General features: G+C 62.2%; 22 protein-coding genes and 1 tRNA gene. 12 read left to right on the top strand and 11 right to left on the bottom strand.

Translation table 11 applies throughout. The features are described 5' to 3' along the window. Nucleotides 1-118 precede the first annotated feature (118 nt). Nucleotides 119-2,845: a TonB-dependent receptor domain-containing protein gene (locus ABD833_RS03320; protein WP_345070973.1), complete on the top strand. Its 2,727-nt coding sequence runs from the start codon at nucleotides 119-121 to the stop codon at nucleotides 2,843-2,845. Between the two features lie 85 nt (nucleotides 2,846-2,930). Next, complete coding sequence (locus tag ABD833_RS03325) at nucleotides 2,931-4,211, top strand: M16 family metallopeptidase (RefSeq protein ID WP_345070974.1); 1,281 nt, start codon at nucleotides 2,931-2,933, stop codon at nucleotides 4,209-4,211. Between the two features lie 89 nt (nucleotides 4,212-4,300). Here ABD833_RS03325 and ABD833_RS03330 read toward each other — a convergent pair whose 3' ends face one another. The 3 genes from ABD833_RS03330 to ABD833_RS03340 form a co-directional block, all read right to left on the bottom strand. Next, the gene (locus ABD833_RS03330; RefSeq protein ID WP_345070976.1) at nucleotides 4,301-4,834 is read right to left on the bottom strand and encodes a hypothetical protein; all 534 of its coding nucleotides are present in this window, start codon (nucleotides 4,832-4,834) and stop codon (nucleotides 4,301-4,303) included. A 146-nt stretch (nucleotides 4,835-4,980) separates the two neighbouring features. Next, nucleotides 4,981-5,325, bottom strand: coding sequence for a hypothetical protein (locus tag ABD833_RS03335; RefSeq protein WP_345070978.1), 345 nt, complete (start codon nucleotides 5,323-5,325; stop codon nucleotides 4,981-4,983). A gap of 71 nt (nucleotides 5,326-5,396) precedes the next feature. Further along, a complete protein-coding gene (locus ABD833_RS03340) occupies nucleotides 5,397-5,987 on the bottom strand; it encodes a hypothetical protein (protein WP_345070979.1) in 591 nt (196 codons plus the stop codon). Between the two features lie 222 nt (nucleotides 5,988-6,209). Here ABD833_RS03340 and pheS point away from each other — a divergent pair, with 222 nt between their 5' ends. The 4 genes from pheS to ABD833_RS03360 all read left to right on the top strand — a co-directional run bounded on the left by pheS (nucleotide 6,210) and on the right by ABD833_RS03360 (nucleotide 9,462). Further along, nucleotides 6,210-7,250, top strand: coding sequence for a phenylalanine--tRNA ligase subunit alpha (gene pheS / locus ABD833_RS03345; RefSeq protein ID WP_345070981.1), 1,041 nt, complete (start codon nucleotides 6,210-6,212; stop codon nucleotides 7,248-7,250). 105 nt (nucleotides 7,251-7,355) lie between these two features. Beyond that, nucleotides 7,356-7,775, top strand: coding sequence for a hypothetical protein (locus ABD833_RS03350; RefSeq protein ID WP_345070982.1), 420 nt, complete (start codon nucleotides 7,356-7,358; stop codon nucleotides 7,773-7,775). Nucleotides 7,776-7,872: 97 nt separating this feature from the next. Further along, nucleotides 7,873-7,946: transfer RNA gene (locus ABD833_RS03355), tRNA-Asn, on the top strand. A gap of 187 nt (nucleotides 7,947-8,133) precedes the next feature. Next, the gene (locus tag ABD833_RS03360) at nucleotides 8,134-9,462 is read left to right on the top strand and encodes a site-specific integrase (RefSeq protein WP_345070984.1); all 1,329 of its coding nucleotides are present in this window, start codon (nucleotides 8,134-8,136) and stop codon (nucleotides 9,460-9,462) included. A 92-nt stretch (nucleotides 9,463-9,554) separates the two neighbouring features. On the opposite strand, the gene ABD833_RS03365 is transcribed toward ABD833_RS03360, so the two are convergent. The 3 genes from ABD833_RS03365 to ABD833_RS03375 form a co-directional block, all read right to left on the bottom strand. After that, entirely contained in the window at nucleotides 9,555-10,910 is a 1,356-nt protein-coding gene (locus tag ABD833_RS03365) for a sensor histidine kinase (RefSeq protein ID WP_345070985.1), read from the bottom strand. Then, nucleotides 10,900-12,276: a sigma-54-dependent transcriptional regulator gene (locus ABD833_RS03370; protein WP_345070986.1), complete on the bottom strand. Its 1,377-nt coding sequence runs from the start codon at nucleotides 12,274-12,276 to the stop codon at nucleotides 10,900-10,902. The genes ABD833_RS03365 and ABD833_RS03370 overlap by 11 nt, the downstream gene beginning before the upstream one ends. A 74-nt stretch (nucleotides 12,277-12,350) precedes the next feature. Continuing rightward, the gene (locus ABD833_RS03375) at nucleotides 12,351-13,322 is read right to left on the bottom strand and encodes a S41 family peptidase (protein ID WP_345070987.1); all 972 of its coding nucleotides are present in this window, start codon (nucleotides 13,320-13,322) and stop codon (nucleotides 12,351-12,353) included. Between the two features lie 482 nt (nucleotides 13,323-13,804). On the opposite strand from ABD833_RS03375, the gene ABD833_RS03380 reads away from it, so the two are divergent. The 3 genes from ABD833_RS03380 to ABD833_RS03390 are packed head-to-tail and all read left to right on the top strand — an operon-like array spanning nucleotide 13,805 to nucleotide 18,167. Then, on the top strand, nucleotides 13,805-15,064 hold the full coding sequence (locus ABD833_RS03380) for an efflux RND transporter periplasmic adaptor subunit (RefSeq protein WP_345070988.1): 1,260 nt from the start codon (nucleotides 13,805-13,807) through the stop codon (nucleotides 15,062-15,064). A gap of 39 nt (nucleotides 15,065-15,103) precedes the next feature. Next, on the top strand, nucleotides 15,104-15,787 hold the full coding sequence (locus tag ABD833_RS03385) for an ABC transporter ATP-binding protein (RefSeq protein ID WP_022821726.1): 684 nt from the start codon (nucleotides 15,104-15,106) through the stop codon (nucleotides 15,785-15,787). A gap of 22 nt (nucleotides 15,788-15,809) precedes the next feature. After that, nucleotides 15,810-18,167, top strand: a complete 2,358-nt coding sequence (locus ABD833_RS03390; RefSeq protein ID WP_345070991.1) for an FtsX-like permease family protein — start codon at nucleotides 15,810-15,812, stop codon at nucleotides 18,165-18,167. Between the two features lie 289 nt (nucleotides 18,168-18,456). Here ABD833_RS03390 and ABD833_RS03395 read toward each other — a convergent pair whose 3' ends face one another. The 5 genes from ABD833_RS03395 to ABD833_RS03415 all read right to left on the bottom strand — a co-directional run bounded on the left by ABD833_RS03395 (nucleotide 18,457) and on the right by ABD833_RS03415 (nucleotide 23,855). Continuing rightward, on the bottom strand, nucleotides 18,457-18,672 hold the full coding sequence (locus ABD833_RS03395) for a hypothetical protein (protein WP_345070992.1): 216 nt from the start codon (nucleotides 18,670-18,672) through the stop codon (nucleotides 18,457-18,459). A gap of 63 nt (nucleotides 18,673-18,735) precedes the next feature. Beyond that, nucleotides 18,736-19,632: a carbohydrate kinase family protein gene (locus ABD833_RS03400; RefSeq protein ID WP_345070993.1), complete on the bottom strand. Its 897-nt coding sequence runs from the start codon at nucleotides 19,630-19,632 to the stop codon at nucleotides 18,736-18,738. A gap of 51 nt (nucleotides 19,633-19,683) precedes the next feature. Then, nucleotides 19,684-21,579: a glycoside hydrolase family 13 protein gene (locus ABD833_RS03405; protein WP_345070994.1), complete on the bottom strand. Its 1,896-nt coding sequence runs from the start codon at nucleotides 21,577-21,579 to the stop codon at nucleotides 19,684-19,686. A 245-nt stretch (nucleotides 21,580-21,824) separates the two neighbouring features. After that, nucleotides 21,825-23,540 carry a helix-turn-helix domain-containing protein gene (locus ABD833_RS03410; protein WP_345070996.1) on the bottom strand — a complete coding sequence of 572 codons (1,716 nt, stop codon included), beginning with the start codon at nucleotides 23,538-23,540 and terminating at the stop codon, nucleotides 21,825-21,827. Nucleotides 23,541-23,639: 99 nt separating this feature from the next. Next, a complete protein-coding gene (locus ABD833_RS03415) occupies nucleotides 23,640-23,855 on the bottom strand; it encodes a hypothetical protein (RefSeq protein WP_345070998.1) in 216 nt (71 codons plus the stop codon). A gap of 70 nt (nucleotides 23,856-23,925) precedes the next feature. Between ABD833_RS03415 and ABD833_RS03420 the strand changes: the two genes are divergently transcribed. The 3 genes from ABD833_RS03420 (at nucleotide 23,926) to ABD833_RS03430 (ending at nucleotide 25,322) form a co-directional block, all read left to right on the top strand. Then, nucleotides 23,926-24,510 carry a thermonuclease family protein gene (locus ABD833_RS03420; RefSeq protein ID WP_345070999.1) on the top strand — a complete coding sequence of 195 codons (585 nt, stop codon included), beginning with the start codon at nucleotides 23,926-23,928 and terminating at the stop codon, nucleotides 24,508-24,510. A 65-nt stretch (nucleotides 24,511-24,575) separates the two neighbouring features. Further along, on the top strand, nucleotides 24,576-24,965 hold the full coding sequence (locus ABD833_RS03425) for a hypothetical protein (protein WP_345071001.1): 390 nt from the start codon (nucleotides 24,576-24,578) through the stop codon (nucleotides 24,963-24,965). Nucleotides 24,966-24,989: 24 nt separating this feature from the next. After that, a complete protein-coding gene (locus ABD833_RS03430) occupies nucleotides 24,990-25,322 on the top strand; it encodes a hypothetical protein (protein ID WP_345071002.1) in 333 nt (110 codons plus the stop codon). The last annotated feature ends 10 nt before the right edge of the window (nucleotides 25,323-25,332 follow it).

Genomic DNA, 25,332 nt, shown 5'->3' on the forward strand with positions numbered 1-25,332 from the left:
TGGTAGCGGGGCCAAAAGTACGGGTTTGGACGAGAGGGAAATTATTGGTTTCGCTTCGCGGAAAATCTGGCTGGTCAGCGGCTATCTTCGGGACCAGTTTTAGGCCTTTTCTATTCTTATGATCCGACTTCTATTGGCTGGGGCGCTGTTCCTCGCTTTTGCCCCGACCTGGGCCCAGCAGGGTGATTCCGTGACCCGTAGCCGGGCTCCGCTGTTCGTGACGGCGCTGCCCGACAGCGTCACGCCCTTTCCCCGGGCCACCTCCGTGTATACCGCGGTTGCGCCTGCTTCCGGGCCACTGCCCGTTCTGCTGTATCCCAGCCTTCAGCCGGCTCTTGGCCGGGTGGCCGGCGTACAGGTAACGCCCTTTTCCGGAGCCCCGGGCACCAATATGGCCTTGCGCATTCGGGGGGTAGCCTCCATCCTGGGGACTACGCAGCCGCTGATCCTCCTGGATGGCATGCCGGTGTACACCAGCGGCGCCCCGGGCAGCATTTATCTTCTGAATGGCCGCGCAGCCCAACCCAACTTTACCACTGCCAGAACAATTAGTGTTGATCCGCCCGAGGACACCAACCTGCTGCTGGGCATTGCCCCGGAAGATATCGACTCGGTAGAGATTGTGAAAAGCGCGTTCGGCACGGCACGCTACGGCAGCCTTGGCTCCAACGGCGTAGTACATATCCGGACCCGCCGTGGGGTCGGTGCCCGCCCCGCCCAGATTACCTACAGCGGCTACGGCGGGGTGCAGCACGTAGCCCGGCGCTACGAGCTGCTCGGGGCGCGGGAATACGCGGAGCTGGCCAATGAAGTCAGCGTTAAGCGAGGTCAGGCGCCGATGTATTCGGCTGCCCAGCTGGCGGAGTTTAGTCGTACCGGCGGCACCAACTGGCAGGACGAAGTGCTGCAGACCGCTACTACCCAGAGCCACCACGTAGGGCTGCGGGGCCGCGGGACTCGTACGGCTTACGCGGCCAGCGCGGGGTATCTGCGGCAAAACGGCGTAGTCCTCAACTCTCATTTAGCGCGCTATGCTTTCCGGCTTAATGTTGACCAGCAAATCACTCCGCGGCTGCAGATAAGCGGGCGGGCCGCGCTTACCCGCACCAACCGCCGCCGTCCCGACGAAGACTATCACAACAGCCTCTACGACGCTCTGCGGGCTCTCCCTACCCTACCCGTGCGCGATGCTACCGGGCGCTTCACCCATAGTAGGATAGATTTCTTTGGCCCCTCCTCCTTTCACAACCCCGTTCAGGAGCTACTTGAAAGCTACCACGACCAGCGCACCCAGCAGGCCCTGATGCAACTTACGGCGCACTACCAGCTGGCAACGGGGGTGCGGGCCACGCTGGCGGCCGGGCACGAGCGGAATAAGCTGGAGGCCGAAGGCTATTCCAATGAACAGCTCTTCCCTGCTGACTCCCCCAAAATACGCGCCTACGAAACCAAGGCTACTCACCGGACCACTTTTTTGGCGGCCGGTATCGCGCTGAACCGCGCGTTTGCCGACCATCTGATCACGGCATCGCTGGGGTATGAGCGGCTGGGTATAAAGCTGGCAGAAAACCGGGGGTATTTTTACTCAGCCTCCGCCTTCGGTGCACTTCAGACCGGGTCCGCAACTCCCATCAGTAGTGGTACGGCTATGGGTAGCTACACCTTCCGACAGCGGTACGCCCTCGAAGCCAGCCTGCGTGCGGACCATACCCCATTCCACGCGGCCCGGTGGTTTCCCGGAGCCCAGCTCACGTGGCATCTGGGACAGGAAGCGTGGGCCCCGACTCCGTGGGTGGGCGACGCTCATTTCTGGGTGGGCACAGGGCGCACCAGCAATAGGGGCTTCGCCAAGCCGCAGGCTACCACTAGTGGTGGCCTAAGTGGGTTATATAATCCTGCCGCCTACGAGCGAACCTGGCAGTATGAGGCGGGCGGGCGCTCAGCCTGGCGGGCCGGACGCCTCACGGCTTCGCTGGTAGCGTACCGCCGCCGGAGCTCCGACCTGGAAATGACTACGTATTATTATTCGCCGACCGGTGGTCCCGCACTTACCCCCGTATTTGTGGGCGAAGTGCGCAACCAGGGCGTTGAGGCAACGGTAAGCGCCGGCTGGCACCTCGGGCCGCTGCAGGGCACCACGGCCGTCGCCGCCGCTACCAACGCCAACCTGGTGGAGAAAATCCCGGAAAACACCGGCTTTTACATCGTAGACCGGCAACGGGTGGCCGTTGGAAAGCCGCTGGGCGCCTTCTATGGCTACGAGCAAAACGGCACCTTCCCGGCGGGGCAGCGCGGGGCGGGCCAACGGCGTTATGATGCCTTTGCCCAACCCGGCGGAGGCGAAGTAACCTATCTGGGCAGCAGTGGACTGCCGCGGCATAGCCTGAACGTGGTCCAGACCCTGGCCTGGCGCCGTTGGCACCTCGATCTGCAAGCCGATGGCCTGTTTGGTTACCGGGTGCTCAACTATCAATTGAATTCCCTGGACAACCCGACGGGCACTTACAATGCGACCACGCGGGTGCGCCAGCGCTGGACGCCGGCCAACCCTGACACCGATATTCCGATCGTGGGCTCCGGTGATTTCATATCGAGTCAGCGGGTGCTGGAAAACGGCAATCATCTGCGGCTCACTCAGGGTACGCTGACCATGGATGTGGTGCAGACGCCCCGGGCCCGCGTGAGCGTATGGGCGGGTGGCACCAACCTGCTGCTGCTCACCCGCTACCGGGGCTTTGACCCCAACGTCAGCTCGGCCCAGCTGGAATCGGCGCGGCCGGGGGTAGACTACGGCGCTTATCCTACTGCCCGCACTCTGCTGGTGGGCCTGCGCGCTACGCTGTAACACTCCCGCCGGCAATTCGCCCATCGTCCGAACCCGGCGCGTATTTCGTAGGTTACTACGTTTTAGCGCCTCCCCTACTTGTTCTATGATCAACTTCGAAGAATTCACCCTCGCCAATGGCCTGCGCTGCATCGTGCACGAAGATCGTACCACGCCCATTGCCGTAGTCAACGTGCTGTATAATGTGGGCTCGCGCGACGAAGATCCGGCCCACACCGGCTTTGCCCACCTTTTCGAGCACCTCATGTTCTCCGGCTCGGTCAACATCCCGAACTACGATGAGCCGCTGCAGTACGTGGGCGGCGAAAACAATGCCTTCACCTCCCCCGATATCACCAACTATTACCTCACGCTGCCCGCCAACAACATCGAAACCGGCTTCTGGCTCGAATCGGACCGGATGCTGGGGCTGGCCTTCTCCGAAAACGGCCTCGAAGTGCAGCGCAAGGTGGTGGTGGAGGAGTTCAAGCAGAACTACCTCAACCAGCCCTACGGCGACGTGTGGCTGAAGCTGCGGCCCCTGGCCTACCAGCAGCACCCCTACCAGTGGCCTACTATCGGCAAGGAAGTCAGCCACATCGAAAATGCCGAAATGGCTGATGTGCGGGCCTTTTTTCAAAAGCACTACTCCCCTGCCAACGCTATTCTCGTCGTAGCCGGCGACATAACGGTGGCCGAAGCCCAGCGGCTGGCAGAGAAGTGGTTTGGCCCTATTGCCGGCGGCCAGCTCTATGACCGGCAGTTGCCCGCGGAACCGCGCCAGACCACCCCGCGCCATCTCGACGTGACGGCCGAGGTTCCGGTAGATGCGCTTTACAAAGTGTACCATATGCCTGGCCGGCCCGACGAAACCTATCATGCCGCCGACTTGCTCAGCGACCTGCTGGGCCGGGGCAAATCGTCGCGCCTGTACCAGGCCCTGGTTAAGGAGCAGCAGCTGTTCAGTTCGGTTTCGGCCTCCTGTACCGGGTCCTTCGAGCCTGGCCTGCTGGTAGTTAGTGGCCGGCTCAATGCGGGTATCACTCCGGAGGAAGCCGACGCCGCTGTTGAGCAGGTGATGGCCGGGCTGCGGATGGCTGAAGCTACTCCTACGGAGCTGGAGAAGGTAAAGAATCAGGCCGAGGCCAGCATCGTATTCGGGGAAATCGAGCTCCTGAACCGCGCGATGAATCTGGCATTCAGCAAACTCCTGGGCAATGCTCACCTCGTAAATGAGGAAAGCGCCAGGGTTCAGGCCGTAACGCCGGCCGCGGTACTCGCGGCGGCCCAGGAAGTGCTGCGCCCCGAAAATTGCAGTACGCTGTACTATCGGGCAGCAGTGCCCACTACCGCTCAAAAGCCAGTTGAGCTGGAGGAAGCAGGATAACTGTTGGCCGTCACTCCCCACAACAAGGCCCGCCCGGATATCTATCCGGGCGGGCCTTGTTGTGGGGAGTGACGGAGTACGTCCGGGGCTTACCAGCCGCTGCCACCCGAACCCCAACCATCACCGGCCGGCTTTTTAGCGGGTGCTTTCTTGGGAGTAGTAGTGGTTTTCTTGGCTGGTGCGGCCCCCGAAGATTTCTTGGTGGCAGTAGCCGTTGCTGCCGCCGGGGCTGGCTCGGGCTCCACGGCTACCGGCTCGGGAGCAGGAGCGGGCATAGGCATGGCCGCAGGTACTGCTTCCCGCACGTTGCGCCGCACATAAGGCGTCAGGGGCCGACCCCGATAATCCGTGTTCACGCGGCGGGAAGGAGCCGCCGTAAAGCCGGGCGCAATGGAAAAGCCTTCCGACTGCGGGGCCGGTGCATCGGCCCCGCGACCAACGGCGGCCGGAGCCCCGAAGCCATCATTGGCGGGCGCCGGAGCAGCTTCTACCGGCGCGGCCGCGGGCGCAGGTTGCGTTTTGGCCGCAGGCTTGGCTGGTTTTTTTCTGTTCTGCTGGGCAAAAGCAGCCGGAGCGCTCAACACAGTAACCAACAGCAGGCTTGAAAAAGCAGAACGTAACATAACGAGTGCGCAAAAAAGTGAAGAGGGGGGTGAAAAATTCAAGCCGGAGAACTTGGAGACACAAATCTAGGGCGCTTTGTCCCCGGACAGCAAAAAAATATCGGCCGCACGTACGCAAACAGGCTGCTGCGTAAGCAGCCGGCCATTTACTTTTTTCGCTTGACAGGCCGGGAAACCGGCTTATTCGTGGGGGCAGGAGCCGTCTGGCCGGAAGTGAGCGTCGAGTTGGCCGACGTCGGCTTCGGCACCTTTTTTTTCAGCGGCCGCCCCATGTAGTCGGTAGTGGGCGGGCTGGGCATATTGATGCGCATGCCGGGAGCCAACCGCATATCCGCTTCGTTGCGCCGGCCGGTCCGGTCGTAGCGGGAGTAGGCGCCGGAACGGGCCCGGTTGGGCTTCGCTTTGGAAGTGCGGCGTTGGGCCTGCGCACTATTTTCAACCGGCAAACCGAAGCCCAGTACAAGCAGAAACAAGGAATAGCGGTACCACATGGGTGACAGGATTTAGCAGTTCGCGAAACAACCATCTCCCAGGCATACGCATTACCACCCAAAGCAGATGCCTACCACTGCGGCAGCTCAGCCGTAGCCACCGGGGCTTCCGTGGCCACATGGGCGGCCAGGGCTTTTTTAGCCTTTTTCTTCAGCGGCCGGCCATGATAATCGGTGCTCACGCCGCGGTAAGGTGCCGTGTTCATCCCCGGTGCCAGCATCACCCCGGAGGAGCGCATCATGGGGTCGTCTTCTACTACAGTATCGTCGGCTGGCGCGGCAGCTACAACTTTCTGCGCGGGCTTATTGAGCGGCCGGCCGTTGTAATCGGTGCTCACCCCGCGGTAAGGTGCCGTATTCATTCCCGGCGCTAGCATTACCCCGGAGGAGCGCATGGCCGGATCATCATTCGGCACGGGCGCCGTGGCGGCAGCAGTCGTGGCAACGGCGGGCTCCCTGGCTGGCGTTGCCCACAAGGCATCGTCATCGGCCGAGCTACCCCAATTGGCCGCTGAAGTTGACTTGGGAGCCTCCACGGCTTTTTTCTGCAGGGCTTTGGCCGGGCGGGCTTTCTTGCGGCCCGGACCATCGGCAGCCTGGGAAGTGACGGGGCCGCCAAGTAGGGCAGCAAGCAGGAAGGCGGGAAGCAGGAACCGTTTCATAAGGCAGGAAGGCAAAATGAGGAGAAGAAACGACAGCCGCCCACTGGCAGCTGCAAGGGCACTGAATCAGGTAGGTGGCGCCCCGTGCCCGATCTTGTTGGCCGTTGGCTGAACGGCCTTTTGCAGCAATCGTACCACTATTCAAAAAGAGCCTTTAGAAGCAGTGACCAGTCTTTTTTAAGTGTCGGCGGGTTGCGGCGGGAAGCGTACCTTTGCAGAACTATGCAGGATCAAATCAACCGCCTCCGCGCTGAAATAGCCGATTACGACCTTACGGCTCCCGACCAGCTGGAACAGTTCCGCTTAGCCTTCACGGGCCGGAAGGGCCAGTTGGCGGAGCTTTTCGATCAGCTCAAGACCGTAGCACCCGACCAGCGCCGCACGGTGGGCCAGGAGTTGAACCAGCTTAAGCAGGCGGCGCTGGACCGTTTCGAGCAGCGCCGGCAGGAAGTGGAAGCCGCCAGCCAGAACACCCCGGCCGACCCGGCATTCGATTATACCCTGCCCCCCGTTCCCAACGCCCTGGGCACCCGCCACCCGCTAAGCCTGGTGCGCGAGGAAATGGTGCGCATCTTTGGCCGGATCGGCTTCAATGTGGCCGAAGGGCCCGAAATCGAAGATGACTGGCACAACTTCACAGCCCTTAACTTTCCCGAGAACCACCCGGCCCGCGATATGCAGGACACGTTCTTCGTAGCCCGTGAGGCCGCCACCCCCGCCAGCGACTTCCTGCTGCGCACGCATACCAGCACGGTGCAGGTGCGCGTAATGGAGTCGCAGAAGCCACCTATTCGCAGCATTATGCCGGGCCGCGTGTACCGCAACGAAGCCATTTCGGCCCGGGCCCACATGATGTTCCACCAGATCGAGGGCATTTTCATTGATGAAGGCGTGAGCTTTGCTGACCTGAAGCAGACCGTGTATTATTTCGTGCAGGAAATGTTCGGGGCCGACATCCAGATCCGCTTTCGGCCCTCTTTCTTCCCCTTCACCGAGCCCAGCGCCGAAATCGATATCACCTGCCTGATCTGCAAGGGTAAGGGCTGCAACATCTGCAAGCACTCCGGCTGGGTCGAAATCGGCGGCTGCGGTATGGTTGACCCCAATGTGTTGGAGCAGTCCGGCATCGACCCGGAGGTGTATTCGGGCTACGCCTGGGGGATGGGCATTGAGCGGATCACCATGCTGAAATATCAGATCAAGGATCTGCGGTTGTTCACTGAAAATGACCAGCGGTTTTTACGGCAGTTCGAGGGAGCTTAATCTGCCGGCCCTGGGTTGTTAGTGCCAAGGCCTTGGATCTGCTTCTTGTCTCCTTCTCACCATCCGGCACCTGCTACAATGAGTATTTCACCTAATCTGCGGGCTATGGCAGCAGTGGTCCTGTTGGGTTCTCAATTGGGTTTGGGGGCCTGTGGGTCGGCTACTACCGACAATGACCCGCAGATTCCCCTCGCTTCCTTTAGCCAGCCCATCAACCTAACCAACCAGCAGTATGCGGCCCTGCGGGCCGACAACGGGGCGGCTTACGTAGCGGGCGGAGTACGGGGGCTGATTGTAGTGCGCCAGAATGCGGGCTCTTATCTGGCCTTTGAGCGTAATTGCCCGTACCGCGCCAACGATACCTGTGCCCGCGTCAGCATTGATGCTTCGCTCTTATTCCTTAAGGACCCGTGTTGCGGCTCCCAGTTTGATCTACAAGGCCGGGTACGGGTAGGTCCGGCCGCCCGGGCGCTACGACAGTATAGCACTTCGCTTTCGGGTAGTACCCTGACAATCACGAACTAGCCCGTTGGGACAATATTTTTTTTAGGTGAATACTTGTATGGGCTCGGATTATGCCCTAACATTGCACCCGCAACGACATATAAATGTCGCCATAACCGCTTCCTTAGCTCAGCCGGTTAGAGCATCTGACTGTTAATCAGAGGGTCCCTGGTTCGAGCCCAGGAGGGAGCGCTACGACCAGAACACCCGCCTATTCTTAGGCGGGTGCTCTTGCGTTTATGCCCTTTTAGTTGCGATCAGGGCACATTTGGTTGCGGAACGAGTTTGGACATTCGATAATATCCGGTTAACTTGGAAGGTAAACCAGGGCGGAAACCATGGCGAAAGCCAGGGCGACGCCTGCTACTATCCGGGGACCATGAGGCAGCTGCAGCTATTCAAACGGAAGATAAGTGTCCGCCTGCATCCGCGGCTGGCGGAGGCCGATAAGCAGGGCTACTGCCCGCTGCGGCTCACGGCGCGCTGGCATGGGCAGGAAATCCAGGAGAATACCGGGGAGCGGGTGCTGCCGCAGCGGCTGGATAAGAACGGGCAGGTAGAAGTGCTGTGGAACGCCGACCTGGGCCGGGCACTGCGCGGCCACGATGACTTTGTGGCCATCAACGGCCGGCTGAGCGACTGGGAGCGGGATATTCTGGGGGCTTTCGGCCGGCTTTTCGACGCGGCCCCGTTTCAGAAAGTAGAAAAGGCGGCGCTGCTGGCCGAGCTGTTCCCGGAAGAGAGAGCTAAAGCGGTGGCGGCGTTGCCGCAGAAGGAGGACGACAGCCGCACGTTCCGGCAGGTGCTGGAGCAATGGAAGGAGCAGAACCGCAACCTGGGTAAGGACTCGCTACGCAAGTACGACCAGCTGGCGACGATGATGGAAAGCTGGCAGCCGGACCTGCGCCCGGAGCAGGTGACGCAGAAGGTGGCCAGGGAATACCAGCAGCACCTGCTGGATCTGCAGAAGTCGGACGCGACCATCAAGGTGCATTTCACCGGCCTGCGCAAGTGCTTTGAGCAGCTGAGCCTGAAGGCGGACATGCCCTGGCTGCAGTACTCGGCCAAGAACGCACCACAACTGGACCTGGAGATTGAAGAGGTGCGGCGGCTTATCGGGTGGCGGCCTACGGAAGAGCATCTGGCCGAAGAGCGGGACCGATGGCTGTTTCAACTGTTCAGCGGGCGGCGGTATGAGGACCTGGAGAAGTTCGATAAGCGCGAGCGAATATCCCTGCCCTTGGCTGATGGCAGCTCGGTGCCCGCGCTGCTGCACGCGCAGGGCAAGACGGGCAACGACGCGGCGGTGCCCTTGCCCCCTATTGCTGTAAAGATTGGGGAGCGGTGGGGCTGGCAGTTCCCGGCCCGCACGTGGCAGCAGCGCGGCGAATGGATTAAGGAGGTGGCCCAGCAGGCGGGCCTGACGCGGGAGTGGGACGACCGGCTGATTACGGGCGGTAAGGTGGTCCACAACTGGCGGCCGATTCATCAGGTCATCGGGACGCACACGGCGCGGCACACGGCCGGCACGCTGCTCAAGCAGGCTGGCAACGGCAACAAGGCGCTGGCCAAGCTGGTGCTGGGGCACGCCGACGAGGACGTGACGGACCGGTACGCCAAGGACAAGGCCCGGCTGCTGGCTCCGGCGGTACTGGAGGCCTGGCGGAATATTCTGGGCGAGTGGTACGACAAGGAGCCGGTGCGGTAGCATGAAATCAACATCTTTACCCCGTTTATTTCATGAGAAAACTGTCATGATTTCCGACTATGCTGGGATTAGGTCTGCGAGTCAAATGCCTATCACACTGTAGCCGGGCAAGGAAACCAAAGCTGAAAGACGCTGCCTGCCCCTTCCGCGGATTGCACCTGAATGCTGCCTTGGTGCAGTTGCATGATTTGCTTGGCCAAGCTCAGCCCAATACCGGAGCCACTTGGACGGGTGGTGAAAAAAGGGACGAAAATGCTGTCCAATAAATCGGCAGGAATGCCGCTCCCGTTGTCTTTTACCTCAACGACCACTCGCTGCTGCCCATCGAGCCAGGCCAGCAAGTTAATCTGTGGGTCGGGAGTTTGGCCGACGGCCTGCGCGGCGTTGAGCACCAAATTGATAAGCACCTGCTCCAGCAGGTGGCCATCGGCTTGCAACGTGAGGTGAGTGGGGCGCACGCTGATAACGACTTCAATGCCTTGGGCGGTCAGCTGTTCGGCCAGCAGCTGATGGGTCGTCTGGAGCAATTCCTGCACGTAGAGAGTCGTGCGTTGCGGCGGGGCCAGCGTGCTGAAGTTGCGGTACACCTGGGCGAAGCGCAGCAATCCTTCGCTGCGCTGCTGAATGATGCGAATGCCGGTGCCTACATCGTCGAGCAACCCGGCGGCCGAACCCTGCTGCTGGGCCGCCCGCACGTGGCGGCCCAGCGAATCGGCCAGGGAGGCAATGGGCGTAACCGAGTTCATGATTTCGTGCGTCATCACCCGCAGCAGCTGCTGCCAGGCGGCGGTTTCGGTGTCGGTCAGGGCTTGGCTGACATTTTTGAAGGCCAGCAGGGTAGACGCTTCGCCCCGCGTTTTAAACTGCGTGACGGACAATAGGAGTTGTACCGCGTGGGAGCCCACGGTCAGTTTCACCACCGCGGGCTGGCCGGGCACGGCCCGGCGAATGGCCTCGTACAGGACCGGCTGCCGGTGTTGCAGCGCCTGAATATTTTTTAGGTAGGGCAGTTGAAGCGTGTCTTTGAAGGCCTCATTGACCCAGACTACGGTGCCCGCGGCATCGTAGGAGACGATGCCGGTATCCAGGAGGGCCAGGATGGTTTGCAGGTACTGAAACTGCTCCTCCTTCTCAAACCGCAACTCGCGGAACGTGGCATTGACTTGGTTAAACGCCGCGTGCAGCCGCCGCAGCGATGCCGGAGCCATCTGCTCCGAGTATTGCCGGGAAAAGTCGCGGTATTTCAGGGCCAGTGTAAAGTCGAGCAGGGCCTGCTGACCGCGCGTCAGGTAGCGAGCCAGGGCCACGACCAGGGCCAGCAATACTCCCAGCGCCACCAGGGCCAACCCGTAGGCGTGGTGAAACGCGGCGTACCCGCCCCCAGCCAGCGCGGCCAGCAGCAGTACCAGCCGCCCCAATAAGCCGATATCCAGGCGGTTAAATACCATGCTTATCGAGGCGACGATAGAGGGCCGTACGGGTGAGGCCCAGCTCCTTGGCAGCTTTCGTCAGGTTGCCTTGGTGGCGCTCGATGGCGCGCAGGATGGTGTTTTTTTCTACTTCCAACAACGGAATTCCATTTTCTGCCGATGCCAAACCAACTGCCGCCTTGTCGGCAGATGCGGGGTTAGGAAAGTGAAAGTCCTCGGGCCGCAGCACCGGGCCGGTTCCCAGAATAATCGCCCGCTCCACGGCGTGTTGCAGCTCGCGCACGTTGCCCGGCCAGCCGTATTGCCGGAGTTTGTGCACGGCGGCGGGGGTAAGTTCCGGGGCTAGTTTCTGGTTGCGGGCGGCATACACCTGCGCGAAGTGCTGGGCCAGCAGCTGCACGTCGTTGTCCCGTTCGCGCAGGGGCGGCAGCGTGATTTCTACCGTGTTGAGGCGGTACATCAGGTCCTGGCGGAAAGCCCCGCGGGCGACCAGCGCGTGCAGCGGCGCGTTGGTCGCCGACAGCAGCCGAATGTCCACGGGCACGGGCACGTTGCTTCCCACCGGCACGACCTGGCGGTTTTGCAGGGCCGTCAGCAGCTTGGCTTGCTGCGGTAGGGGAATATTGCCAATCTCGTCCAAAAACAGGGTGCCCCCGGTGGCCGCTTCAAACCGGCCCACGCGGCTGGCCTGGGCATCAGTGAATGCGCCTTTGGTGTGCCCAAACAACTCGCTTTCAAATAAGCCCGTGCTGAGCGCGGCTACGTCGGCCGTGATGAAGGGCCGGGCGGCGCGGCGTGACTGCTCGTGCAGGGACCGGGCGACCAATTCTTTGCCGGTGCCGTTCTCTCCCAGCAGCAGCACGTTGGCATCGGTCGGGGCCACCTTTTCGATGATGGCCCGCACTTCCTGCATGGCGGCCGATTGCCCCAGCAGGGCCGTAGCAGCGGCCGACGCGGGTAAGGTTTTCGGGCCGGGACCCCCACTTTTGCCGCGGGGTTTGGCTTGCAAGGCGGCGGCGAGCGTTTGCAGCAGCTGCTCGTTGTGCCAGGGCTTGAGCAGGAAATCCGTGGCGCCGGCCTTGAGCGAGCGCACAGCGGTGCGCACGTCGCCGTAGGCCGTCATCAGGATAACCGCCGCGGTGGGGTCGTACTCCAGGATGCGGCCGAGCCAATAGAAGCCCTCGTTGCCGGTGGCCTGGCCGGCGCGGTAGTTCATGTCGAGCAGGATGGCGTCGAAATGTTGCTGACGGAGCAAGGAGAGCAGGTTTTCCGGGTTTTTCTCAGTGACGACTTCCCGCACCTCGGTCTTAAGCAGCAGCTTGATGGCGAACAGCACGTCGCTTTCGTCATCTACTACCAGTACGCGCGCTTGCTTGGAAATCATGGAAAAGGCTGGATGAAACGTAAAAGTCGGGGTTATCTGTCACCCGTAACAACCCAGGCCCCAGGCTAGGCCACTTAGTTCTCCGCTTTGTATTCTTTTCTAATCCAGCGAATGGCTCGCGGCACTACGTCTACTGGCCTGAGTGACTCGTCGGGGACTAGTGAGTGGCCATACCGTACCAGGCGGCGGTCAGCGAATACTGCGGTTGTCAGCAAGATGACGGACCCATCGGACAAATAAAAGCGGCTTCTGCTGGTAGATACCCCGCACGTGCCCGCTCCAAAGCTTCGGGTGTGCTTTCTGGCTTTAAAGGAGACCGCAATGGCCTCGCCCGAACTGGCCGTTAGCGTATCGGTCAGCACGGCCACTACTGGGTTGGCAGACTTCAGCGTATAATAATTGGCTGTTTCTGCCTGTATGTCGCCGTCCGAAAATGCCTTGCCTTTTTCGTATCGCCACGCGGTTTTGGTGTTATTCGCGTCAATACAATAGCCGAGCGTATCTTCTCCCAAAATCGGCCCTGCCCCCACGAGCATCGGCCACAGATTCCCTCCCATATTCCCTCTCAAATCCACAATCCAGCCTTTTAACTCTGGCTTATCCCGCGCCTTGATGTGGGCTTGCACTTGGGTTATGTACTTGTCCAACTTTTGCTGACTGCCGACAACCCACGGAATTCTGATGTAGCCGATGTCTTCAGGAACCGGCTCGTCGGGGTATAGCGGGGGCTGCTTGGCAGGGGTCATTTCAAGGCCTTTCACCGGGCGGGCACAATAAAACTGTGTGTGCTTATCGCCTAGGGCCACGATGGCAAATTCAACCGCTGGATAGGCCTGCTCAATTGTTTTGGCGCCGCTTGCTTGCGCTAGCAGGTTCTGCTTGAAAACTACCCAGTTTACGGTCGCCCGATTAATGAAATTGGCTTGCATAATACGGACTACCTCCTCCAAATATTCCCGCACCGCAGGCGAGGGGGGCTTACGTTCTGCACTATCTGCACTACAAGAGGCAAAGACGAAGAATAAAATGCAGAGCTTGACCCTCATGTTTGCGTGGCATAGTAAAACAACCCCCAATATGCAAAGCTCATTCTAGAAAAACACTGCATTTTACCAGCGAGACGATGGTAGCCGAAATCCACCCCTTTTCCCAGATTTGGGTATTGTTAAACAGATAGGGCAAAACCTTTGAGTTGGAGGTTTTGGCTCGACACCTAGCCCTGGCAGACCCTTGGCAGCCCCCTTTCAGCCCTTAACGTGCTCTATTTTCCGTTTTCTGAGAGGAACTCATAAATCGTGCAGGCTTCAAAAAATACTGGCTTTCAGTCGGCCAAGCCGTTTTCTACCCGTCAATCGATTTGAACTGTATCAGAACCGAACGGTCCACTGTATCAAAACCGGACGTTTGGCGGCAGCTGGCGACCAGGATTCAAAAGTATTATTCTGATTAGCAATAGCTTGTGAGTAAGGCATCGTTCTTGGCACCTCCGGTCAATAGTTTTTTGCTACTGTTTCCTGCGCCGAACCGAATGGATGTCCTGATACCGAAGAAAAAAAGGTCGTTTGTTGCCCGCTGGTGGTGGCTGGGGGTGCTAGTACTGGCCGGGACGGGCGCGGCCGGCATTTACTGGCCCCGGCCAGGCCAGCGGCTGCAAGTCGCGGCCAGTCGTCTGACCATCAGCCCTGTCACGCGGGGTAATTTTCAGGAATTCACGGCCATTGACGGGGTGGTGCAGCCGCTGCGCACCGTGTACCTGGACGCGGCAGAAGCCGGCACGGTGCAAGAAGTTTTGGTTGAAGAAGGCGCGACCCTGACGGCGGGCCAGCCCCTGCTCCGGCTGGCCAACCCCGACCTGCAACTGGAAATGGTAAACCGCGAAACGGCCGTCTATGACCTGATGAACAACCTGCGCAATACCCGCAACCAGCTGCTGCAAAACCGCATCCTGCGCCAGAACCAGCTGGCGGACATCGACTTTCAGTTGGCCGAGGCCCGGCGGGTGTTCGACACCAACCAGGTGCTGTACGACCAGCAGGTGATTGCGCGGCAGGATTACCTGCAAAGCCAGAACGCCTACCACTACCAGTTGCGCCGACAGCAGCTCACGCAGCAGACCCTGCGCCAGGATTCGGTGGCCATGCAGCAGCAGCTGGGTACCATGCAGGAATCGGTGCAACGCATGACCAGCAACCTGGCCCTGATGCGGCGCAAGCTGGACGACCTGCTGCTCCGGGCCCCGGTGGGCGGGCGGCTTAGCTCGCTGGCGGCGGAAGTGGGCGAGGCCAAAACGCGGGGCCAGCGCCTGGGGCAGATTGACGCGCTGGCGGGCGTGAAACTACACGCCGCGGTGGACGAGTTTTACATTGCCCGCATCGGAACCGGTCAGGTGGGCGAAGTGGTGGTGGATGGCCAGGCGTATGCCTTGCGCGTGACCAAAATCTTCGCTCAAGTGGCCAAAGGCCTGCAAATCGACCTGGCCTTTACCGGCACCCCGCCAGCGGGCCTGCGGCGGGGCCAGACCTTGCCCATCCGACTGGCGATGAGTGCGAAAGCCCCGGCGGTGCTGCTGCCCAAAGGTGGCTTTTACCAACAAACCGTGGGCAACTGGGCGTTCAAGCTGGCGGCCGACGGCACCCGGGCCCAACGGGTGGCCATCCGGCTAGGGCGGCAGAATCCCGACTACTACGAAGTGCTGGCGGGCCTGCAACCCGGCGACCGGGTTGTAACCTCCAGCTACGAAGGCTACGCCGACCAGCAGGAACTGGTGCTGGACAACCGCCAGCCATAGGATTTTCAATAACTACTTGGTCCGATAAGACTAATGCTCATGATTAAGACTGAAAATCTGGAAAAGGTGTACCGCACCGAGGAGGTGCAAACCAAGGCGCTGAACCACGTCTCTCTGACGGTGGAGCAGGGGGAGTTTGTGGCCATCATGGGCCCCTCGGGCTGCGGCAAATCGACGCTGCTCAACCTGCTGGGCCTGCTCGACGAGCCCGACGGCGGCAGCCTGCAACTGCTGGGCACCGAGACCAGCCGCTACTCCGAGCGGCAGCGGGCCGAGCTGCGCAAGCGGAGCCTGGGCTTCGTGTTTCAGAGCTTCAACCTGATTGACGAGCTGACGGTGTTTGAGAACGTGGAGCTGCCCCTGCGCTACCTCGGCGTGGGGGCCGCCGAGCGGCGGCAGCGGGTGGAACAGGTGTTGGAGAAAATGCAGCTGCTGCACCGGCGCAACCACTTTCCGCTGCAACTCTCGGGTGGGCAGCAGCAGCGCGTGGCCGTGGCCCGCGCCGTGGTGAACGCCCCGCCGCTGCTGCTGGCCGACGAGCCCACCGGCAACCTCGACTCGGCCAGTGGCCACGACGTGCTGGGGCTGCTGACTGAATTGAACGAGGCGGGTACCACCGTGCTCATGGTCACGCATTCCGAGCACGACGCCCGGTACGCCCGGCGCGTCATCCGCCTGCTCGACGGGCAGGTGGTGCTGGAAAACAGCCGCAGCCAATTCTGAACGCTTTCCTCCTCCTTCGGCCATGCTTCCCTACCCCTTGCTGCTCATCTACCGCAACTTCAAGCGGTTCAAAAGCACGTTCTTTATCAACCTGATTGGCCTCTCGACCGGCCTGGCCTGCGCGCTGCTTATCTACTTGTGGATAAGCGACGAGCGCAGCTTCGACCGCTACCACGCTTTGGACGGCCGGCTGTATCAGGTGCTGGAAAACCGCCGCACGGCCGCCGGCATCGAGACCCAAACCGGTACCGTGCCGCTGCTGGCCGAGGCCCTGCGGCGGGAAATGCCGGAGATTGAATTCGTGGCCACCACCACGCCGGTCCCGTTCTTCCCCGCGTTCACGCTGGCGGCGGGCGGACAGCACCTCACCGCCGTCGCCAAATACGCGGACCCGGCCTTCTTCCAACTGTTTTCCTACCCCCTGCTGGTGGGCACCCCCGCCACGGTGCTGCGGGATAAACACGCCATTGTGCTCTCCGAAGCCCTGGCCATCAAGCTCTTCCAGACGCCGCAGAACAGCCTGGGCAAAGCCGTGGAATGGCAAATGGCCGACCGAAAACAGACCTGCCTGGTGGCGGGGGTGTTTGCCGGGGTGCCCCGCAACTCGTCCGAGCAATTTGACTGTGTGCTGCCGTTTGCCTCGTTCAAGGACCAGATGCAGATGAGCGAAACCATCAAGTGGGACGACGACGGCCCCTTCAACACCTACCTGGCCTTGAAGAAGGGCGCCGACCCCGCGCAGTTTCAAGCCAAGCTGGCAGGTTTGTTGAAAACCAAGAGCGCGCAGGCCCAGGCCCGGGGGCGCACGCTGTTTGTGCGGCCATTCTCGGCGGGGTACCTGCACGGCACCTACGAAAACGGCGTCGCCACCGGGGGGCGCATTGCCTACGTGCGGCTGTTCGCCCTGATTGCCGGGCTCATTCTGGTGATTGCCAGCATCAATTTCATGAACCTGTTCACCGCCAAGGCCTCGCGGCGGGTAAAGGAAGTGGGCATTCGCAAGGCCCTGGGGGCGAGCCGCGCCGCGCTGGTGGGGCAGTACCTGACCGAGTCCGTGGTGATGGCCTTGCTGGCCCTGGTCGTGGCCGTGGGGCTGGTACAGCTCGTGCTCCCGCAGTTCAGCGAGCTGACGGGCAAGCCGCTGGCCTTGCGCTGGGAGCCGCAGCTGGTGGGGGCCAGCCTGGCCCTGGCGCTGGGTACGGGGCTGCTGGCGGGCAGTTACCCCGCGTTCTACCTGTCGGGTTTCCAGCCGGCGGCCGTACTGAAAGGCAAGCTGCCGACTAGGGCCGGCGACGTGTGGACGCGGCAGGGCCTGGTCGTGCTGCAATTCACGCTCTCGGTGCTGTTCATCGTGGCCGTGGTGGTCGTCAACGCGCAGCTGGCGTTTGTGCAGCGCCAACCGCTGGGCTACGATAAGGCCCACGTGATTCGCTTTGATACGGGCGGCAAGGCGGCGCGCCAGCAGGCGGCCTTTCTGAGCGAGGTAAAGAAATTGCCCGGCGTCGTGCAGGCGTCCAGCGTCCTGGGCGGCTTCCTGGGGGGGCGCTACGTCGCCGAGATGAGCTGGCGGGGCAAGCGCCTGCCCGTAGCGACGATGCTGGTCAACTACGGCCTGGTGGAAACGATGGGCATGCACTTAGTAGCAGGCCGCAGCTTTGCGCCGCAATTCCGCGCCGACAGCGCCGCCATCCTCGTCAACCAGGCCCTGGTGGCCGGCCTGGGGATGCCGGACCCCGTGGGCCAACGGCTCGACGGGGCCCGCATCGTAGGCGTGGTCCGCGACTTCCACTACGAGTCCCTGCACGAAAAAATCAAACCCTTGCTCCTCAAGCTCGACCCCCAGATTAACACGGTGCTAGTGAAGCTCCAGCCCAACGCGGAGCAGGCCACGATTGCGCGGCTTCAGCACCTGTACGCCGCCTACAACCCCGGCTTTACGCTCGACTACACGTTTCTGGATACCGACTACCAGGCCCAGTACGTGGCCGAGCGGCGGGTCGCCGTACTCGCCCGCTACTTCGCCGGACTGGCCATTCTCATTTCCGGCCTGGGCCTGCTAGGGTTAGCCGCCTTCACCGCCGAGCGGCGGCGTAAGGAAATCGGCATCCGCAAGGCCCTGGGCGCGAGCGAGCTGGGTATCGTCTGGTTGTTGACCAGCAGCCTGACCTGGCTGGTTGTCGTGGCCATCGTACTGGCGCTGCCTCTGAGCTACCTGCTACTGCAGCGGTGGTTGGAAGGCTTTGCCTACCACGTGGCGTGGCAGTGGTGGTACTTCGCAGCCGCCGGAATGGGGGCCCTACTCATTGCCTGGCTCACGGTAGGCGTGCAGGCCTGGCGAGCCGCCCGCCGCAATCCCGTGCTGAGCCTGCGGGCAGAATAGGGGTGTGGCTAGCCTCCGGGCGGCTGATAAGGTGGGAGGCGAGCGTCACTATCGCAGCAATCGGAGGCACGGTACAAGGCAGTCTAATCCTTGTTGACCTTCCGCGACAACCGCAAGACCAACGATGCCGGAAGTGGAAAGCATCACTACCGAGAATTGGCAACCCCTGCGCAATCTGGGAAGCGCAGCTTCGGGAATTTTCCTAGCGATGTTTTCTGTCCCTGGTACAGTGCCTGGCTATCACGGCGGCCAGGCTGCGAGGTGCCTACAGACTGCCTCCAAAGTGCCTTCAGCGCCTGTTGAGCGCGGCGGCTACTTCGGCTTCCGGGAGGCTGGTGTACGCGCAGAACTCGGCTACGGAAACGTAGGCGCGGGCGGGCTTGCGCAGCTGGGTGCGGATGCGCTGTAACAGGCGCTTGCCGGCGGTGAAGGCAGCTTCGCCTGGTGCCGCCGCTGTAGCTGCCCGGCCCGCGATTACGAACGACTGAGCAGCACGTTGCAGCAACTTTACTTTGTTGTCTTCGCCTGCGTTACGCTTGCCCGTCACGCCAATAATGCATAAAAGGCGCTAGGCGTTGCCAAAGTGCTGCTGCCATTCCTCTTCCAGCCGGGGGCTGCTCAGCTGCGGGTCTACCAGGCCGAAGGCACCCACGCACCAGCTGCCACATAAGGTCGCGTATTGCAGGCATTTTTGCAGGGGCTCCTGGCGCAGAAAGCCGAAAAGAAACCCTGCAAAGAAGTTGTCGCCGGCCCCGTTGCTGTCGACCACGGCGGGCGCGGGCACGGCGGCCTGCTCCAGCCACTGGCCCGCGGTGGTGAGCAGGGTGGCTCCTGCCGCGCCGTGGGTACACACCACCAGCCGCTTGCCCGCCGCCCGCAGCTGCTCCATTACCGGCCGGTAATCGGGCAGGTTATCGGAGCTGAGGTGGATGTACTGGGCGGCCTCGATGAAGGGCTGGTGGTAGGGGTTGTGGCCGTCGTAGTCGTGCAGGTCGGTCCAGATGGGGTGCGGGTAGTCGCGGAGCAGCGGAATCAGCGGCTGGCAGTAGCTGATGATGTTCAGCACCACGCACGCACTGGCGCGGATGAGGCCTGCCACCTGGGCGTGGTCGAAGGCCAACGTGGGCGAGGCCTGGGTGATAAAGAGAGAAATGCGCCGGCCCTGGGCATCCATCAGGTTGATATGGCGCTCGGTGCCGGCGGGGTCCAGCACGTAGTGGGCGTCCACGCCCTGGGCGCGCAAATCGGCCACGATGTGGCGGCCGTAGGCATCGTCGCCCACGGCCGAGTACAGGGTGACGGGCAGCCCCAGCTTTGTCAGGGCCAGGGCCTTGCCCGCGCCGGTTGAGCCGGTGCCTTCGTGGAAAGGCGCCCGGTGAATGGTCTGCGGCTGCGGAGCCGGCAGCTCGGGCAGGGTCACGATGTGGTCGAAGGTGGTACCTCCCAGGATGAGCGTGCGCAACACAGGACGGGGCGAAAAATTAGTGAAAAAACAGGAGCGTGTGGGCGGCCCGACTCAGCGCAGCTCCCACACCAGGGCGGTGAAGGCGGGTACGGTGGCTGTTTGCAGGTTTGGCACCACAGCTTCCGTGAGCACGTCCCGGGCGGCGGTGTAGCCGCGCAGGCGCTCGGCAAAGCGGTTCAGCGGCACTGTTTTCGCGACCGGGTTGCAGTTCATCATCACCAGTACGGTGTGGCCCTGGGTATCGTGGCGGAAGTAGGTGTACACGCCATCTTCGGGCACGAAGTGGGTGAGCTGACCGGTGTGCAGCACCGGGTGGGTTTTGCGGTAGGTGGCCAGCTTGCGCACGTACGTGTGCATGTCGTGCTGGGCCGGGGTGCGGCCGGCGGCCGTGAAGGCGTTTTTCGGGTCGGTGGGCCAGCCGCCGGGGAAGTCTTCCCGCAGCAGCCCGTCGGGGCGGCTGAAGTTCTTCATCAGCACCTCGGTGCCGTAGTAGAGCTGCGGAATGCCGCGCTCGGTCAGCAGCCAGGCCAGGGCCATTTTCTGCTTGTTCACGTCCTCCCCCAGCACCGAGAATATCCGGTCCACGTCGTGGTTGTCGAGGAAAATGACGTTGCGGCTGGCATCCTCGTACATCCAGTCGCCCTGCACGGCGTAGTAGAGCCTGGACACGCCCTCGTCAAAACCGGCGGGCTTGGTCAGGCTTTCGACCAGGGTCATGCGCAGCATGAAGTCGAGGGCGCCGGGCAGGTTACTCTTGAAGCCGTTGATGGGCGGAAACACGTTGCGGGTCCAGAACGCCTGCTGGGCCACGCCTTCGCCTTGCTGCATCCAGGTTTCGCCAAACATGCCCAGCTGCGGATACTCCTCCAGGATGGCCTTCCCCCAGTTCATCAGAAACGTGGGGTCGGAGTACGTGTACGTGTCCACGCGGTAGCCGTCGACGCCGGTGTACTCCACCCACCACAGAAAATTCTGGATGAGGTAGGTGGCCACCAATGGGTTTTCCTGGGCCGGGTCGGGCATAGTGGTGTCGAACCAGGTGGTGCTGAACAGCTGGCGGTCGAGCACCGCCACGTGCGGGTCGTTTACCGTGCCGTTGCGGTAGTTGCCCCGCGTGAAGGTGGGCCACTGGTGAAACCAGTCCTTAGCGGGCTGGTCGAGCCAGAGGTAGTTGAAGCTGCCAATGTGGTTGAGCACCACGTCGTGAATCACCTTCAGGCCCTGCTCGTGGGCATGCTGCACGAAGCGTACGTAGTCCTCATTGCTGCCGTAGTGCGGGTCCACGGCGTAGTAATCGGTGAGAGCGTAGCCGTGGTAGCCTGCTTTGGGCATGTTGTTGTCGACCACCGGGGTGGGCCAGATGGCCGTCACGCCCAGCTCTTTCAGGTAGTCGAAGTGCTGCTCGATGCCCTTCAGGTCGCCGCCGTGGCGGGCATACATGGAGTCGCGGGCAACGGTACGCGCCCGGTTGCCTTTCACCACGTCGTTGGTCGGGTCGCCGTTGGCAAACCGGTCGGGCATGAGCAGGTAAATGAAGTCGGCGCTGCTGATGCCCTGCACTTTGCTCTTGTCGCCGGGCGTGGTGCGGGCCCGCAGCTCGTAGGCGTAGGTGGTTTTCCGCTTGCCCTGGAATTCGAGCTGTAGCTTGCCCGGCTGGGCGCTGGGGCTGATGGTGAGGTTGACCACCAGGTAGTTGGGACTTTCCAGCCGTTGAAAGCTGTCCAGCGTGACGCCGGGGTAGCTGGCAAGGGCTACTTCGCTGGTGGTCAGGCCCGGCCCATGCACCAGCAGCTGCAGCTTCGGGTTTTTCATGCCCACCCACCAGAAGGTTGGGTCAATGCGGCTGATGGGTGGAGTGCCGGGGCCAGCAACGAGCGAAGTAGCCGTAGCAGGGAGGCGGCTGCCGGCTAGCAGCAGCAGCACGAGCAGCAGTTTGGCAAAGGACATAAGGAGTAAAAACAGCGCGGCACCAGTGGCCGCCGGGTGGGAGAAAGTGTGCTTCCCACTTCGGCCGGCCGGAGCCTTACCGCATTGGGTTGCCAAACCTCGCTCCCTGCTTTTCGCGAAGCGCCCCACTTTTCAAAGTCCGCGCATTATCCTCACCAACACCATATAACTACCTATTGATTAGATGTTTATTAATCCATAAATATGGTACCTATGTCCGAAAGTGGTGCTTCAGCGGCTGGTGCCTACTCCTCGCGGATGCCGCTGAAGTACTCGCGCGGCGTTTGGTCGGTTTGCTTTTTGAAGGCGCGGTTAAAGGCCGTTTTCGAGTTGAAGCCGACCTCCAGCGCCAGGGCCAGAAGGGTGTATTGCCGGGCCTGCGGGGCCGCCATTGCCTGCTTGAATTCATCGACCCGGTAGGCGTTGATGAAGTCAAAGAAGTTCTGGCCGAAGCCCTCGTTGATGACTTTGGACAGCACGTGCGGCGGCAGCTGCAGCCCCGTGGCCAGCTCATGAATGGTCAGGCTCGGGTTGAGGTAGGGCTTATGCTGCCGCATGTAGCCGGCCACCGTGGCCTGCGCGGCGGGCAGGTCGAGCAACGCCGGCGGGCGGGGCGGGCGCGGCACAGCCGGCAGCGGCGCCGGAACAGGCTCCTGGACGGGTGCCCCGGCCACTTCAGCCACAACCGGCAGCGGCATCGGAACGGGCACCACAGCAACCTCTGCCCCAGCCGGCAGCGCGATTGGAGCCGCCGGGGCCGGCACCAGCCGGAATATTTCGGGCTGGTGCAGCACGACGTAGCCCAGAAAATAGGGCAGCGTAGAAAATACCAGCCAGATCAGGGCCTGGTTGCGGGCCACGAGGGTGTACACGTCGAACATGGCCCAGCGGCTGGCCAGCACTACGCCGAACAAAAAGCCCCACAGCACCAGGCACCCGGCCTGAATGCCCAGCACCGTGGTGAGATAGCGCAGGTTCTGGGCGTACGACACGCTGGCCTCGTACTGCCGGGTGTAGGCCCGGATAACCCGGCGGCTCGCCAGCCAGTAGGCAGCGTTGGTGAGCAGCGCCACCAATCCGGTGGTCAGCAGCACGGCCCGCAGCCCGGTTTCGTGGCTCACCAGCCGCAGCTGAAACTCGTAGCTGTCGAGCAGAAAGTACGGCAGGTACACCAGCAGCTGCAGCGCCGCGGGCAACAGTTGCAGCCACTGCCGCCGCCGCGGCGCCTCGTTAAACAGCAGCCGGCGGATGTAACCGTAGAAGAGCGGCCCGTAGAGAAACCAGAGGAAGTCGGGCACCAACGTCAGCTGCGGATAGACATTGGCCACCGTCCGGTCGCTGCTGACCACCGTGAGCAGGGTGCAGCCGGCTCCCAGGCCCAGCAGCCAGAGCAGCCAGCGGTTAGCCGCCCGGTTGGCGTGCTGAAGGCTAGGAATGGCAATCAGCAGCAACACTCCCTGGAAGCACGAAAACAGCAGCAGCAGGTCGTAGAGCGAATAAAACTGGAAGGTGCCGCTCAGGTCTTCCCAGCTTTGCACGCGCACTTCCACGTCGCCGGTCTGCGCCTGCTGGCGCGTTGCCACGCGGTTGGCACGCACCTGCCCGTGCCCGCTGCCCTCAATGGCCGCCCAGCTCCCCCGCGACACTTTGTATTCGAGCCGGGCCTGCTCCGTGCGCAGCGTGAGGTCAAACAGGCCGTTGGCCTGCCGCCGAAACCGATACTGCGTATCGGCGGGCTGCCAGTTATTGAAAGACCCCACCAGGTAGAGCGCCGCATCGCCGGGGGTATTGGCCGGCAAGCTGGTGAGGACGAAGTGATAGGCTATCGGCCGCTGAACTGTGTCGCTGACAACCGGGACGAGCGGCGCGGGCGGCGAGGCTGCCTGCCCGGCCCCAGGCAGACCCACTACCAGTAGCAAGGCGAAGAAGAAACTAAATCGGGCCCGGGCAAACGCAAACACTGTGAAAGAAGATAACTGTTAGAGGAACCGCAAATTAGGCAAATAAGCAGACGGCAGCAGCGGCGCGGGAAGTGGCTGCAGATTGCCTCCGTCCTGCCTTCAGCCCCGGTTGGCTGATGCCGGCGACCCGTTGAGGGCCGCTTGTACTTCGGCCTCCGGCAGACGGGTGTAGGCGCAGAATTCGGCGACGGAAATGTAGGCGCGGGCGGGCTTGCGCAGCTGGGTGCGGATACGCTGTAACAGGCGCTTGCCGGCGTCGTAGCCGGTGCCGGTGAGCCGGGCAACGTCCTTGGGATAAAGGCAAACCTGGGGCATGTGGGGGCGAATCAGGACTACTTGGACAGACGAATATACAACGGCTAATGGTCGGCTGTAGGTTCGTGCTATGAAAGATAAAGCGCTGTATTTCAGTGGGTGGCTGCTTCTGGTTGCGACTGGTTTCGGGTTGGGTGAAACGGCCGTTAAGAGCCTGACCCCGGCCAGCCGTACCAGCGCAGCGCCGAAAGAAGAAGCGGGCCGGGTGGTGCGGGTGGTGGACGCCGATACTTACGACGTGCTGGCCGGTGGCGTGACATACCGGGTGCGGCTGCTTGGGGTGGATGCGCCGGAGCGAGACCAACCCTATGGGCACCAGGCGGCAGACTCGGTGGCGCGGCTACTCGGCTCAGATCGAACGGTGCTGCTGACGCGGCGGGGCGTGGACCTCTACGGGCGGACCATGGCCTCAGTGCGGCTGCCCGCAGCCGGCGGCCCGGCGCTGGCGCTTGATTCTTTGCTGGTGGTGCGGGGCTGGGCGTGGGCCTGGGACCCGAAGCACCGGGTAGCGGGCCGGGCCGCGCAGCAGGCCTCAGCGGTAGCCGCCCGGCGCGGACTCTGGAAGTGTGGGGCGGTGGGCGTGCTCACGCCGCGGCATTGGCGGCAATTCAACTACAAAAACAAGCGGCGCTACGGGGTGGGCTGCACCTGGTAGCAAGGTCGCATAAGCGCAAGCAGCCACGACACAAACGGATTCTCAACTTCTAACAACTTACTACTATGGCACGTCAGACAGGTATCATTGGCATTCAGGGCACCGTCGGGGGCCTGGTGTTCAGCAAAAACGGGAGCATCTCCCAGAAACCGGCCAGCGACAAAGCGGCTTTCGCCAACGCCCCGAGCCGGGCGCGGACCCGCGAAAACGCGGCCGAGTTTGGCCTGGCCGCCAAGTACAGCAAGCTACTCCGCAACTCGTTGCGGGTGGCCATTGCCTCGGCCGGCGACTCGCAGGTGGCGGCCCGCCTCACGAAAGTGATGCGCGAGGTCATCGGGCTCGACGACACGAACGACCGGGGCCAGCGCGTGTTCGACTCGGGCAACTCGGCTCCCCTGCTCGGCTTCAACTTCAATGCCGGGGCCGGCATCGGGCAGACCATGTACTTCCCTTAAGAGGTAAGTGGCAACGGGGCGGATGTGACCATGAGCATCCCGGCGCTGAATCCGGCCTCGGACATTGCGGCTCCGCAGGGCGCTACGCACTTCGAGGTGGTGTTTGCGGCTTCGGACCTGGACATGGAGACGCTGACCTACACCAACGCCGTGGTAACCGCTCCGCCGGGCATTCTGCCCATCAACAGCGCGGCCCTGGTGAACCAGTCGGTGGTGGCCAGCTTCCCGGCGGCTCCGGTGGCGGCTAACCTGGTGGTGGGCGTGGTAGGCATCAACTTCTACCAGCAGATCAACGGCAAGTTCTACGCCCTGAACAACAACAGCACGAACCCGCTGGCCATTGAGTACGTGGCGTAGGCCTGGCGGC

Source organism: Hymenobacter fastidiosus (genome assembly GCF_039539565.1).
GTDB lineage: Bacteria > Bacteroidota > Bacteroidia > Cytophagales > Hymenobacteraceae > Hymenobacter > Hymenobacter fastidiosus.

Bases quoted from the DNA above. Each gene is read 5' to 3' on its own strand.
- ABD833_RS03320 (WP_345070973.1), top strand. From the start codon at position 119: ATGATCCGACTTCTATTGGCTGGGGCGCTGTTCCTCGCTTTTGCCCCG.
- ABD833_RS03325 (WP_345070974.1), top strand. From the start codon at position 2,931: ATGATCAACTTCGAAGAATTCACCCTCGCCAATGGCCTGCGCTGCATC.
- ABD833_RS03330 (WP_345070976.1), bottom strand. From the start codon at position 4,834: ATGTTACGTTCTGCTTTTTCAAGCCTGCTGTTGGTTACTGTGTTGAGC.
- ABD833_RS03335 (WP_345070978.1), bottom strand. From the start codon at position 5,325: ATGTGGTACCGCTATTCCTTGTTTCTGCTTGTACTGGGCTTCGGTTTG.
- ABD833_RS03340 (WP_345070979.1), bottom strand. From the start codon at position 5,987: ATGAAACGGTTCCTGCTTCCCGCCTTCCTGCTTGCTGCCCTACTTGGC.
- pheS (WP_345070981.1), top strand. From the start codon at position 6,210: ATGCAGGATCAAATCAACCGCCTCCGCGCTGAAATAGCCGATTACGAC.
- ABD833_RS03350 (WP_345070982.1), top strand. From the start codon at position 7,356: ATGGCAGCAGTGGTCCTGTTGGGTTCTCAATTGGGTTTGGGGGCCTGT.
- ABD833_RS03360 (WP_345070984.1), top strand. From the start codon at position 8,134: ATGAGGCAGCTGCAGCTATTCAAACGGAAGATAAGTGTCCGCCTGCAT.
- ABD833_RS03365 (WP_345070985.1), bottom strand. From the start codon at position 10,910: ATGGTATTTAACCGCCTGGATATCGGCTTATTGGGGCGGCTGGTACTG.
- ABD833_RS03370 (WP_345070986.1), bottom strand. From the start codon at position 12,276: ATGATTTCCAAGCAAGCGCGCGTACTGGTAGTAGATGACGAAAGCGAC.
- ABD833_RS03375 (WP_345070987.1), bottom strand. From the start codon at position 13,322: ATGAGGGTCAAGCTCTGCATTTTATTCTTCGTCTTTGCCTCTTGTAGT.
- ABD833_RS03380 (WP_345070988.1), top strand. From the start codon at position 13,805: ATGGATGTCCTGATACCGAAGAAAAAAAGGTCGTTTGTTGCCCGCTGG.
- ABD833_RS03385 (WP_022821726.1), top strand. From the start codon at position 15,104: ATGATTAAGACTGAAAATCTGGAAAAGGTGTACCGCACCGAGGAGGTG.
- ABD833_RS03390 (WP_345070991.1), top strand. From the start codon at position 15,810: ATGCTTCCCTACCCCTTGCTGCTCATCTACCGCAACTTCAAGCGGTTC.
- ABD833_RS03405 (WP_345070994.1), bottom strand. From the start codon at position 21,579: ATGTCCTTTGCCAAACTGCTGCTCGTGCTGCTGCTGCTAGCCGGCAGC.
- ABD833_RS03415 (WP_345070998.1), bottom strand. From the start codon at position 23,855: ATGCCCCAGGTTTGCCTTTATCCCAAGGACGTTGCCCGGCTCACCGGC.
- ABD833_RS03420 (WP_345070999.1), top strand. From the start codon at position 23,926: ATGAAAGATAAAGCGCTGTATTTCAGTGGGTGGCTGCTTCTGGTTGCG.
- ABD833_RS03425 (WP_345071001.1), top strand. From the start codon at position 24,576: ATGGCACGTCAGACAGGTATCATTGGCATTCAGGGCACCGTCGGGGGC.